The sequence below is a fragment of the Micrococcus sp. genome (genome assembly GCF_030523875.1).
Lineage (GTDB): Bacteria > Actinomycetota > Actinomycetes > Actinomycetales > Micrococcaceae > Micrococcus.
Genome location: NZ_JAUNHR010000081.1, coordinates 1 through 10,445 on the forward strand (window position 1 = coordinate 1; position 10,445 = coordinate 10,445).

The window sequence follows — 10,445 nt, forward strand, 5'->3', positions numbered from 1 at the left end:
TTTTGAGGGTTGAGGCCCCACACCGTTTGGTGTGGGGCCTCCCCGCGTTTACAGGAGAGTTCTCCTGAGCGCTGGCGAGCTGGGACTCCCCGCGCCGCACGGCGTCACCGGTGCTCAGGGCCGTCGATCTCCCGCCATGCCTCCTGCCGGCTGGTGATGACCCGCAGCAGGCGACGGCGGTGCCGGACGATGCGATCCGCCCAGGACTGGACGTCCTGGTGGAAGAGGTCCGCATGGGCCGGCTTGTCGGCGTCGGGGAGGACGAGGAAGTCCTGCAGTCCGGCCAGGAGTCGCCGCGTGAGCACGTCGACCAGCTGGAGGGCATCGGCGGCCCGGAGGGAGGCGCAGCGGTCCCATGACGGCAGGAGCCCCTCCGTGTGCTCCAGAACTGACCAGAGGAGGGCGAAGGTGTCCGGGCGGATCCGAGAGCGCTCCGTCGTCAACACCCCGCGCAGGGAGGCGAGCCACCCGTCCAGCTCGCTCATCGGCACCGGCGTGCTCGCCGCTGCGCGGGAGGCCGCCACGGCTGGCGAGGCGGACGGGCGGCGTCGCCATGGGATCAGCATGCGTCGTCTCCTTCGACATCGTTCGACCACCATCATGGCCGCCCCTTCCGCGTCCTCGGCGTGAGGCAGGGGGGAAGTGGCGCGGAGGGGGTGGGGCTGGTACAGTCATTCCCTGTTGGTCCGCCGTTGTGCGGTCTGACGGGGTGTGGCGCAGCTTGGTAGCGCGCGTCGTTCGGGACGACGAGGCCGCAGGTTCAAATCCTGTCACCCCGACCATCACGAAGGCCCCCGCTCACATGAGCGGGGGCCTTCGTCGTTCCCGGGCCCTCTCCGGTCTCCCGGTCCCGGGGTTCCTCCTGGCCGGCGCCGCTCATGCGGCGCCGACAGCCTCCAGGTGGTCACGGGTCGGCTCGTCCACCTGGTCGGCGGAGACGGCGTCGTGCCCGTCGATCCAGTCCTTCACATAGGGGCAAACCGGCACGATCCGGTACCCGTCGGCGGTGCTGCGGGTGAGCGCCTCGCGGACGAGCCTCGAGGCGAGACCCCGGCCTTCGTACTGGTCGTCCACCTCGGTGTGGGGGAAGATGCGCTGGCGGGAGCCGTCGGCGCCCTCATGGTCCGTGTAGAGGGTGAAGCCGACGGGGTCGTCGGAGCCGTCCACGTAGACGGCGTAGCGGTCGCCGAGATCACGGACCTGCGGATCCTCGGGGGTGGGGGTCGAGTCGGTCATGGGAGTCCTCCTGGGTTCGGGGTGAGAGGTCGGACGGACGTGTCGCGCCCGGGGCGGCTCGGCGGACGGTCAGCCGCGGGGCCGCATCGGGACGTTCGGCAGCGGGGGAGCGGGGATCGGGTCCTTCGGATCGCGCGCGAAGGCGCCGAACTGGGGGAAGGGGCGGCCGTCGTCGTAGGCGGTGCCCACGAGGGCGTCCAGGACCTCACCGCTGACCTCGTGCCCCAGCGGCTCTCCCGCCGAGCCCCGGAAGCCCCCCGCCTCCACGTGCGCCAGCGGGGAGTCGTCCCCGGGGGCGTCGAAGCCCATCTCCTGCATGTAGGCGGCCCGCCAGGTCTCGATCTCCTCCTGGGAGCGGCCCACGAAGTTCCACCACATGATGATCTGCTCGCCGAGGGGCTCGCCGCCGATCAGCAGGGCGATCACGGGCTCGTCGCCGGCGCGCACCACCAGCTCCTCCGTGCCCGTGCCCACGTACGCCAGGTGCGAGAAGGGGACGTCCACGCCCTGCAGGCTCACGGCGCCCTGCACGGCGAGCAGGCCGTGCTCGTGCCCGGCCGGGACCGGGATGCGCAGCTCGGCCCCCGGCTCCAGGCGCACCTCCACACCGGTCAGCGGCAGCGCGGTGGGCACCGGGGAGGTCTGCCCGAGCAGCTCGCCCAGGAAGACCTTGGCCGACCATCCCTCGCCGGTCACCGGCTCCGGCCGGTGCGAGTGCAGGTCCGGTTCGGAGAAGCGGTGCGAGTCCGGCAACGCGTACCAGAGCTGCGCGCCGTGCAGGACGGTGGTGTCGTCCGTGGAGTACTCCGTGTGGGTGATCCCGACGCCGGCGTTCATGAGGTTCACCTCGCCCGGACGGACGAGCGCCCAGTGGCCGGCCGAGTCCACGTGGTCCACGCGGCCCTCGAACAGCCAGGACACCGTGGCCAGGCCGGTGTGCGGGTGCCGGGCCACGTCCATGCCGCCGGCGACGGCGACGTCGTCGGGGCCGAAGTGGTCCAGGAAGCACCACGCGCCGATGAGGCTGCGGGCGCGCTGCGGCAGTGTCCGCTTGACGGGCATGGCGCGGGGCCCGCCCAGGGGCACCTCTCGGGGCTCGAGGATCTCGACGGCGCAGCCGTCACCGTCTTCGACCCGCACGCCGGAGCTCAGCCCCTCCGTGAAGCGGGCCTCGGGCAGGTCCTCCCGCAGCCCGCCGGCCTCGGACGGCGCGGGTGTGTCCCCGCCGCGGCAGTGCTCGATCTGCGGGTCCTTCTCCGCGTTGGACATGGGGCCTCCTTCACGCCCGCCGGCGGCGGACCGGGTGGTGGGACAGGATGGAGATGCGGTTGGTGGCGTTCATGACGATCGCGAGCCACTGCACCGCGGCGTACTGCGCGTCCGTGAGGACGTGGTGGGTGGAGACCTGCACGTACTGCTGCTGGTCCTGCTCCGGCAGCTTCGTCACGGCCTCGGCGAGCTCGAGGGCGGCGCGCTCGAGCTCAGAGTAGACGTCCGGGGACTCGCGCCAGGCGGGCAGCAGGCCGAGGCGCTGGGGGCTCAGGCCGGCCTTGACGGCGTCGCGGGTGTGCACGTCGAGGCAATAGGCGCAGCCGTTGAGCTGGGAGACGCGCAGGTTCACCAGTTCGACGAGCTGGCGGTCGAGGTCGGCGTCGTCGGCGGCGGCCCGGGCGGCCGTGGCCAGCGCGCCGACGGCCCGCCATGCGTCCGGGACGGCCTTGTCGAGGTAGAAGGCCAGCGGGTCCTGGCGGTCGGGAGTGGTCATGGGCCCAGCGTGACGACTGCGGACGTCGATGACAACCCAGCCCGCCGTCTCTGCGTCGAGATCGCCGGGCGTGCCGCCTCAGCGAGAACGGGTCCGCCGCGCGTGTCGTGTCAGCGGGAGTGGAGGGCGCGGGCGAGGTCGGCCGCCGCCGTCTCCCGTCCGAACACCGGGCCGCCCGGCTCGAGCGCCGCGGTCCGCGCCAGCGGCGCGTACTCCACCGGCTCGAAGCCGAGCGCGGCCACCAGGGCGGCGACGGCGTCGCGCCCCGGCCCCGGGTCGTCCGCCCCGACGCCGAGCGCCCGCCGGGGCTCCTCGGTCCGGCCGGCGGTGTCCAGCTCGTGGTGGGAGATCTCGGAGAACGCGCGCACCACGGGCACGGCCAGCCCCGCCGCAGCCCAGCGGCGGGCGATCAGCACCGTCCCCGGCCAGGCCGCCGCGTCCCCCGGGTCCGCCAGCCAGTCCGGCACCGGCTCATCGCCCCACGTGTTGGTCATGTCCACCACGGCGAGCGTGCGCGGGCCGGCCAACAGCGCCGGGTCCACGTCGTCCAGGTCCTCGCGCGGCACCGCCACCACCGTCAGCTCGGTGTCCGCCGCCAGCTCCTCGACCGGCACGGCCTCCGCCTCGGGCGCGTGGATGAGCAGGTGCCGCCGCACCGCGGCCGGAGGGCGCGTCGCCGCCATCACGACGCGCGGCGCCGCGGTCCCCGGGTGCAGGCGCGGGATCCGGGCGATCGCCCGCGCCAGCGCCGTCCCGGCGCGGCCCGCGCCGAGGATCCCCACCGCCCCCGGGAGGCGGAAGGCGGGGGCGGGGAGGGCGTCGTCGTGCGGGGAGGGCATGTCCCCATCCCACCACGGGTGTTCACCGGCTCGTCACCATCGGCTCGTCCGCGCCTGCCACCCTGGGAGCGTCCATCCCCGCTCGTGTCATCCCAGGAGTCCCCATGCGCCTTCGTGGTCTGTCCGCCGCCGTGGCCGTGGCCGCGCTCGCCATCACCGGCGCCGCGGCCGCCCAGGCCGCCCGCCCCGCCCACGCCCCGGAGCGCGGCTCCGCCGCCGCCTCCGTCCAGGGCTCCCACGAGGTCCGCATCGCCACCTACAACGCCTCCCTCAACCGCGGCACCGAGGGCGATCTCGTCCGCGACCTGTCCACCCCGGACGACGAGCAGGCCCGGAACATCGCGGAGGTCGTGCAGACCACCCGCCCGGAGATCCTCCTGATCAACGAGTTCGACTTCGACGCCGCCGGCGAGGGCGCCCGCCTGTTCCAGGAGAACTACCTGTCCGTGGGCCAGGACCCGATCCACTACCCGTACCGCTACACCGCCCCCGTGAACACGGGCGTGCCCTCCGGCCTGGACCTGGACCAGAGCGGCACCGTGGGCGGACCGAACGACGCGCGGGGCTTCGGCCTGTTCCCGGGCCAGTACGGCATGGTGATCTACTCGCAGCACCCGATCCTCGAGGACCGGATCCGCACGTTCCAGGACTTCCGCTGGGTGGACATGCCGGGCAACGTCATGCCCGAGGACTACTACACCCCTGAGCAGGAGGAGCAGTTGCGCCTGTCCTCCAAGTCCCACTGGGACGTGCCGGTCGAGGTGAACGGGAAGACCGTGCACCTCCTGGCCGCGCATCCCACCCCGCCCTCCTTCGACGGCCCGGAGAAGCGCAACCAGCGCCGCAACCACGACGAGATCCGCCTGTGGGCGGACTACATCACCGGCGGCCGGACCGCCGCCTACCTCTACGACGACGAGGGCGTGCGCGGCGGCCTCCCGCGCGGCGAGCGCTTCGTGGTGCTCGGCGACTACAACGCGGACCCGGTCGACGGCGACTCGTGGGCCGGCGCCGTCGACCTGCTCCTGGAGCACTCCCGCATCCGCGACCCGAAGCCGTCCTCGGCCGGCGCGGCCGAGGCGTCCGCGCTGCAGGGCGGGGCCAACCTCCAGCACGAGGGAGACCCCCGGTACGACACCGCCGACTTCAACGACCGCCCCGCCCTGGGCAACCTCCGCGTGGACCTGGCACTGCCCTCGAAGAACCTCCCGCTCCTGGACGCCGGTGTCTTCTGGCCGGCCCAGGGCGAGCCGGGCTCCGAGCTGACCGGCTCCTACCCGTTCCCCACCTCGGACCACCGCCTCGTGTGGGTGGACGTGAAGGTCGCCGGGAACCCGCGCCGCTGACCAGGTCCGGGCACGCCGCGGCCCCGTCCCCCGGTGAACGGGGAGACGGGGCCGCGGCGCGTCGTCGGTGCCGGGCATCAGACGAGCTCGTTGCGCTGGCGGCCCAGCCCGGGGATCTCCACCTCGACCACGTCCCCGGCGGTGAGCCAGGGGCGGCGGCCGTCGGGGCCCTTGCGCGCCACCGCGACGCCGGCCGGGGTGCCGGTCAGGATGAGGTCGCCCGGGTTCAGGGTGACCATCTGCGAGGCGTAGGCCACGAGCTCCTCGGGGGAGAACACCACGTCCTTGAGCTTGGCGCTCTGCCGCTGCTCCCCGTTGACGCGCGTGGTGATCCGGGCGTCCCGGGGCAGCTCGTCCGGGGTGACCAGCCACGGGCCCACCGGCGTGGAGGCCTCCCACACCTTGCCCTGCAGCCACTCGGAGGTGCGGCCCTGGAAGCCGCGCATGGAGACGTCGTTGGCCACCGCGTACCCGGCGATGTGCTCGTGCGCGTCCTCCACCGCGATCCGCCGGCCGGGCTCGCCGACCACGACGCACAGCTCGCCCTCGTAGTCCACCCGGTGGTCCTCCTCCGGGATCTCGATCGGGTCGAGCGCGCCGGTGAGGGACTGGGCGAACTTGGCGAACAGGGTGGGGTGCTCGGGCCGGTCCTGGCCGGTCTCCTTGATGTGGTCCCGGTAGTTCAGGCCCACCGCGATCACCTTGGTGGGGAACGGGACGAGCGTGTCGTAGACCAGCCGGGAGGCGTCCAGGAGGAGGTCGTGGTCCTCCTGCGCCCCGCGCAGGGCGGATTCCACCATCTCGCGCTGCTCGGCGGGCTCGGCGGTGAGCAGCTCGCCCACGTCGCGGCAGTCCGGGATGGCGACGGCGCGCACCGCCACCTCGGGGTCCTCGGGGTGGACGGAGGTGATGACGGCGGCGAACGTGGCGCCCGGGGTGTCCGGGTCGGAGTCGGGCTGGCGGAACGTGGCGAGCTTCATGGGGCCATCCCATCACAGCGCGGGCCCGCCGGGGGCGGCCCGTGAGACGCTGGGCGCATGACCCCCGTGCACGAGACCTCCGACCTGCCGCGCACCGGATCCCCGCTGATCCTCGGGACCATGGGATGGGGTGCGGTGCCCACGCCGCCGCCCGCCCCCGGCGAGGGCCCCGCCCTGCTCGCCCCGGCCGACGGGGAGCGGGCCGAGGCCGCCCGTGAGCGCGCCCGCGGCGCCCTGCGCGCCGGACTGGACGCCGGCGTCACGGTCCTGGACACGGCGGACATCTACGGCGCCGGGGTCTCGGAGGAGACCGTGGGCGCGCTCGTCGCCGAGCTGCCGGCCGCGCGGCGGGCGGCGCTGCGCGTGCAGACCAAGACGGGCATCGTCCTCCACGAGCTCGGGCCCGACGGGCGCCCGCGCGTGCGGTACGACAACTCGCCGGCGTACGTCCGGGCCGGCCTCGAGGCCTCCCTCGGCCGCCTCGGGACGGACACGGTGGACACGCTGCTCATCCACCGTCCGGACGTGCTGACCCCCGTGGCGGACACCGTGCGCGCCTTCCTCGACGCCCGCGAGGCCGGGCTGGTGCGCCGGCTCGGCGTGTCCAACATGGGCACCGCCCGCGTGCTCGAGTACCAGCGGACCCTGGCCGACCTCGCCGCGGACGGCACTGGCCTGGAGTGCGTCCAGATGGAGCTGGGCCTGCACCACCGCACCCTCGTGGAGGCCGTGGTGCTGGCCAACCACGACGCCGCCCCCGCCACCGCCGGCGCCGCCGACCTCGGGTCCGTGTGCGCCGCCGAGGGCATCGAGCTGCAGGCGTGGGGTCCGCTCGCCCAGGGCCGGTACACCCGCGGCGCGGACGGCGCCGCCCCCGAGGGCGGGCCGGCCGCCGTCGTCGCTGAGGTGGCGCGCGAGCTCGAGGCCAGCCGCGAGGCCGTGGTGCTGGCGTGGCTGCTGCGGCTGCCGTGGGGCGTGCGCCCGGTGATCGGCACGCAGGACCCCGCACGCCTGGCCGCGTGCGCGGGCGCCGACGCGGCCGCCGCCCGCATGGACGGCGCCCAGTGGCACCGCTTGTGGACCGCCGCGCGCGGTGAGACGCTTCCCTGACATCCGTGCCGTGACGTCCGTCACGGCCCGAGCCCCGGGGAGGACCCGAGCATGCCGTACGTCCCGGTGGACCTGACGACGCCGTGGCTCGCCTACTGGGGTGCGCTGCTGTGCGCCGTGGTCGGGGGCACGCTCCTGGCCCTCGGGATCCGGCGCTCCCGCCGGCACCGCGCCCAGGCCGCGCAGGCGGGCCGGCACGCCGAGGTGCGCGTGCTCGAGGACGCCCGCCTGCAGCGCCGCCTGGGTGCCGCCGTCCTGGTGGCGGCGGTGCTCGCCGTCGGCGTGGGGGCGTGGCGGCACGTGGAGGGCCTGCACGCGTTCGAGGCCAACGTCCACGCCAAGTACGGCGTGGACCACGTGGAGCGCGTGCGCCAGTCCGGCAGCGCGCTGACCGCGGACCTGGTGCACCCGGACGGGACGGTGGAGCGGGACGTGTACGTGGCCCTGGACCCCACGGGGGAGCCCTTCCACGGGCGGGACCTCTCCCGCTGGCGGCCCGGCCCGAACGGCTGACCGGGCCGGGGGACGCCGTCGGCGGCGGCCCCTGCAGGCACGCCCGGGGCCTCTGTTAGGTTCGCGAGGTGACCCGCCGAGACCCCGCCGCCGTGCCCGCCTCCACCTACCGCCTCCAGGTGAGCGAGGACCTGCCCCTGGACTCGGTCGCCGCCCTCGTGCCCTACCTGCGGCGCCTGGGCGTGGACTGGCTGTACCTCTCGCCCCTGCTGGCCGCCGAGCCCGGATCGGACCACGGCTACGACGTGGTGGACCCCACCCGCGTGGACCCCGCGCGCGGGGGCCCGGAGGCCCTCGAGCGCCTGGCCCGCACCGCGCACGACGCCGGCATGCGCCTGCTCGTGGACGTGGTGCCCAACCACCTGGGCGTGGCCACCCCCGCCGCCAACCCGGCCTGGGAGGACCTGCTGCGCCACGGCCGCGACTCCCGGCACGCCGCCTGGTTCGACGTGGACTGGGAGGCCGGCGGCGGGCGGGTGACGGTGCCCGTCCTGGGCGACGGCCCGGAGGACGACCCCCGCGGCGCCGACGCCGAGCTGGACCGCCTCGTGGTGGTCCCGGGCGAGGCCGGGGACGAGGGCGTCCTGCGGTACTGGGACAACGCCTTCCCCCTGGCCCCCGGCTCGCTCGCCGCGGCCGAGGAGGAGACCGGCCTGCGCGCCGCGGAGGTGTTCGCGGACGCGGATCCGGCGGCCGAGCCCACCGCGGACCGCGCCCGCCTGGCCCGCGCCGTCCACGAGCGCCAGCACTACCGCCTGATGCACTGGCGCGTCGGCGACGCCGAGCTCGCCTACCGCCGCTTCTTCACCGTGACCACCCTGGCCGGCGTGCGCGTGGAGGACCCCGAGGTCTTCGACGCCGTCCACGCCGAGATCCGCCGCTGGACCGCCGAGGGCCTCGTCCACGGCCTGCGCGTGGACCACCCCGACGGCCTGGCCGATCCGGGCGCCTACGTCCGCCGCCTGCGCGAGCGGGTGCTGCCGGAGGGGTACCTGGTGGTGGAGAAGATCCTGGAGCCTGGCGAGGACCTGCCCGCCGCGTGGCCCGTGGACGGCACCACCGGCTACGACGCCCTCGGCGAGGTCGAGCGCGTGTTCATGGCCCCCGCCGCGGCCGGGACCCCCGAGGAGGACGCCGCCCTGCGCGCGGAGTGGGCCGAGCTCGTCGCCCAGGAGAAGGAGGACGTGGCCCGCGGCTCCCTGGCTGCGGAGACGGCACGGCTGGTGCGCGAGGCGCGCGCCGCCGTCGTGCTCGGCTCCCGCTCGGACGAGGAGCTCACCGACGCCTTCGCCGCCCTGCTGGCGGGCATGCCCGTGTACCGCACGTACCTGCCCGTGGGGTCCGGACACCTGGCCCGGGCGCTGACGGCCGCGTGCGCCGCCCGGCCGGGGCAGGCCGAGCTGCTGCGGGACGTGGCCGAGGTCCTCGCGGACCCCGCGTCCCCCGTGGCCCGCCGCTTCCAGCAGTCCTCGGGCATGGTGATGGCCAAGGGCGTGGAGGACCGCTCCTTCTACCGGTGGACGCGCTGGTCCAACCTCAACGAGGTGGGCGGGGACCCCTCCCACGTGCACCTGGAGCCGGCCGCGTTCCACGCGCGCCAGCAGGCCCGGGCCGCGTCCTGGCCGCACGCCATGACCACCCTGTCCACGCACGACACGAAGCGCGGCGAGGACGTCCGGGCGCGCGTCGCGGCGCTCGCGGAGGACCCGGCCCGCTGGGAGGCCGAGCTCGCGGAGCTGCGGGCGCTGCACCCGCTGGAGGAGCCGGGGCTCGAGCGGCTGGCGTGGGAGTCGATCGTGGGCGTGTGGCCCGCGGACGGCACCGCCCCGGAGGCGGAGCGGCTCGAGGGGTTCCTCCTCAAGGCCGCCCGCGAGGCCGCTGTGCACACCGCCTGGACGGACCAGGACGACGCGTTCGAGGACCGGCTGCGCACCCTGGCCCGCGAGACCGTGGCCGCGGACTCGGCCACCCGCGCCCGCGTCCAGGCCGTGGCGGACCGGGTCGCCGAGCCCGGCCTGGCCGTGCAGCTCGGGCACAAGCTCGTGCAGCTCACCGCCCCCGGCGTCCCGGACGTCTACCAGGGCACCGAGATCCCCTTCCCGTCCCTCGTGGACCCGGACAACCGGCGCGCCGTGGACTTCGAGACCCGCGCCGCCCTGCTGGACCGCCTCGACGCCGGCCACGTGCCCGGCCTGGACGAGCCCGCCTCCGCCAAGCTCGCCGTGGTGGCCGCCGCCCTGCGCGCCCGGAGGGACCGCCGGGAGCTGTTCACGGGCTACCGCCCCCTGGACGTGGACGGCCCCGCCGCCGCGCACGCGATCGCGTTCGACCGCGGCGGCGCGCTCACGGTGGCCACCCGCCTGCCCGCCACGCTCGAGGCCGCCGGCGGCTGGCGGGACACCGTGGTGACCGTCCCGCCCGGCCGCTGGCGCTGCGCCGTGACCGGCGCCGCCGTCACCCCGGACGAGCACGGTGCCGTCCGCCTGGACGCGCTGCTCAGCCGCCTGCCCGTCGCCCTGCTGCTGCCCGAGGACGAGGAGACCCGATGACCCCCGCCGCCCCGCACCACGACCCCGCCGCCCCCGGCCTGCCCCCCGCCGCCGAGGAGCCCGGCCAGGACGCCCAGCACGCCGGCCCCGGCGGCCTGGACCCGGCC

The 10,445-nt window shown here is 75.5% G+C and carries 10 protein-coding genes and 1 tRNA gene; 5 read left to right on the forward strand and 6 right to left on the reverse strand.

What is annotated here, in order from left to right:
* Positions 1-104: 104 nt before the first annotated feature.
* Positions 105-485 carry a hypothetical protein gene (locus tag Q4D18_RS09715; protein ID WP_303127792.1) on the reverse strand — a complete coding sequence of 127 codons (381 nt, stop codon included), beginning with the start codon at positions 483-485 and terminating at the stop codon, positions 105-107.
* A gap of 220 nt (positions 486-705) precedes the next feature.
* Here Q4D18_RS09715 and Q4D18_RS09720 point away from each other — a divergent pair.
* Positions 706-782, forward strand: a tRNA-Pro gene (locus Q4D18_RS09720).
* Positions 783-876: 94 nt separating this feature from the next.
* On the opposite strand, the gene Q4D18_RS09725 is transcribed toward Q4D18_RS09720, so the two are convergent.
* The 4 genes from Q4D18_RS09725 to Q4D18_RS09740 form a co-directional block, all read right to left on the reverse strand.
* Positions 877-1,236, reverse strand: coding sequence for a GNAT family N-acetyltransferase (locus Q4D18_RS09725; protein ID WP_303127795.1), 360 nt, complete (start codon positions 1,234-1,236; stop codon positions 877-879).
* Positions 1,237-1,305: 69 nt separating this feature from the next.
* Positions 1,306-2,505, reverse strand: coding sequence for a pirin family protein (locus Q4D18_RS09730; protein ID WP_303127798.1), 1,200 nt, complete (start codon positions 2,503-2,505; stop codon positions 1,306-1,308).
* 10 nt (positions 2,506-2,515) lie between these two features.
* A complete protein-coding gene (locus tag Q4D18_RS09735) occupies positions 2,516-3,001 on the reverse strand; it encodes a carboxymuconolactone decarboxylase family protein (protein WP_303127801.1) in 486 nt (161 codons plus the stop codon).
* A 110-nt stretch (positions 3,002-3,111) separates the two neighbouring features.
* Positions 3,112-3,840, reverse strand: a complete 729-nt coding sequence (locus Q4D18_RS09740) for an NAD(P)-binding domain-containing protein (RefSeq protein WP_303127804.1) — start codon at positions 3,838-3,840, stop codon at positions 3,112-3,114.
* Positions 3,841-3,944: 104 nt separating this feature from the next.
* Here Q4D18_RS09740 and Q4D18_RS09745 point away from each other — a divergent pair, with 104 nt between their 5' ends.
* Complete coding sequence (locus tag Q4D18_RS09745; protein WP_303127807.1) at positions 3,945-5,186, forward strand: endonuclease/exonuclease/phosphatase family protein; 1,242 nt, start codon at positions 3,945-3,947, stop codon at positions 5,184-5,186.
* A gap of 77 nt (positions 5,187-5,263) precedes the next feature.
* Here the strand turns inward: Q4D18_RS09745 and Q4D18_RS09750 are convergent, their stop codons facing one another.
* On the reverse strand, positions 5,264-6,166 hold the full coding sequence (locus Q4D18_RS09750) for a fumarylacetoacetate hydrolase family protein (protein ID WP_303127810.1): 903 nt from the start codon (positions 6,164-6,166) through the stop codon (positions 5,264-5,266).
* A gap of 57 nt (positions 6,167-6,223) precedes the next feature.
* On the opposite strand from Q4D18_RS09750, the gene Q4D18_RS09755 reads away from it, so the two are divergent.
* The 3 genes from Q4D18_RS09755 (at position 6,224) to treY (ending at position 10,338) form a co-directional block, all read left to right on the forward strand.
* Positions 6,224-7,276, forward strand: a complete 1,053-nt coding sequence (locus Q4D18_RS09755; protein ID WP_303127812.1) for an aldo/keto reductase — start codon at positions 6,224-6,226, stop codon at positions 7,274-7,276.
* A 51-nt stretch (positions 7,277-7,327) separates the two neighbouring features.
* Complete coding sequence (locus Q4D18_RS09760; RefSeq protein WP_303127814.1) at positions 7,328-7,789, forward strand: hypothetical protein; 462 nt, start codon at positions 7,328-7,330, stop codon at positions 7,787-7,789.
* Between the two features lie 68 nt (positions 7,790-7,857).
* Positions 7,858-10,338: a malto-oligosyltrehalose synthase gene (gene treY / locus Q4D18_RS09765; protein ID WP_303127816.1), complete on the forward strand. Its 2,481-nt coding sequence runs from the start codon at positions 7,858-7,860 to the stop codon at positions 10,336-10,338.
* Positions 10,339-10,445 lie beyond the last annotated feature (107 nt).

What these genes read in the sequence shown, in the direction of transcription:
- Q4D18_RS09715 (WP_303127792.1), bottom strand. Translation starts at nt 485, where the DNA reads ATGAGCGAGCTGGACGGGTGGCTCGCCTCCCTGCGCGGGGTGTTGACG.
- Q4D18_RS09725 (WP_303127795.1), bottom strand. Translation starts at nt 1,236, where the DNA reads ATGACCGACTCGACCCCCACCCCCGAGGATCCGCAGGTCCGTGATCTC.
- Q4D18_RS09730 (WP_303127798.1), bottom strand. Translation starts at nt 2,505, where the DNA reads ATGTCCAACGCGGAGAAGGACCCGCAGATCGAGCACTGCCGCGGCGGG.
- Q4D18_RS09735 (WP_303127801.1), bottom strand. Translation starts at nt 3,001, where the DNA reads ATGACCACTCCCGACCGCCAGGACCCGCTGGCCTTCTACCTCGACAAG.
- Q4D18_RS09740 (WP_303127804.1), bottom strand. Translation starts at nt 3,840, where the DNA reads ATGCCCTCCCCGCACGACGACGCCCTCCCCGCCCCCGCCTTCCGCCTC.
- Q4D18_RS09745 (WP_303127807.1), top strand. Translation starts at nt 3,945, where the DNA reads ATGCGCCTTCGTGGTCTGTCCGCCGCCGTGGCCGTGGCCGCGCTCGCC.
- Q4D18_RS09750 (WP_303127810.1), bottom strand. Translation starts at nt 6,166, where the DNA reads ATGAAGCTCGCCACGTTCCGCCAGCCCGACTCCGACCCGGACACCCCG.
- Q4D18_RS09755 (WP_303127812.1), top strand. Translation starts at nt 6,224, where the DNA reads ATGACCCCCGTGCACGAGACCTCCGACCTGCCGCGCACCGGATCCCCG.
- Q4D18_RS09760 (WP_303127814.1), top strand. Translation starts at nt 7,328, where the DNA reads ATGCCGTACGTCCCGGTGGACCTGACGACGCCGTGGCTCGCCTACTGG.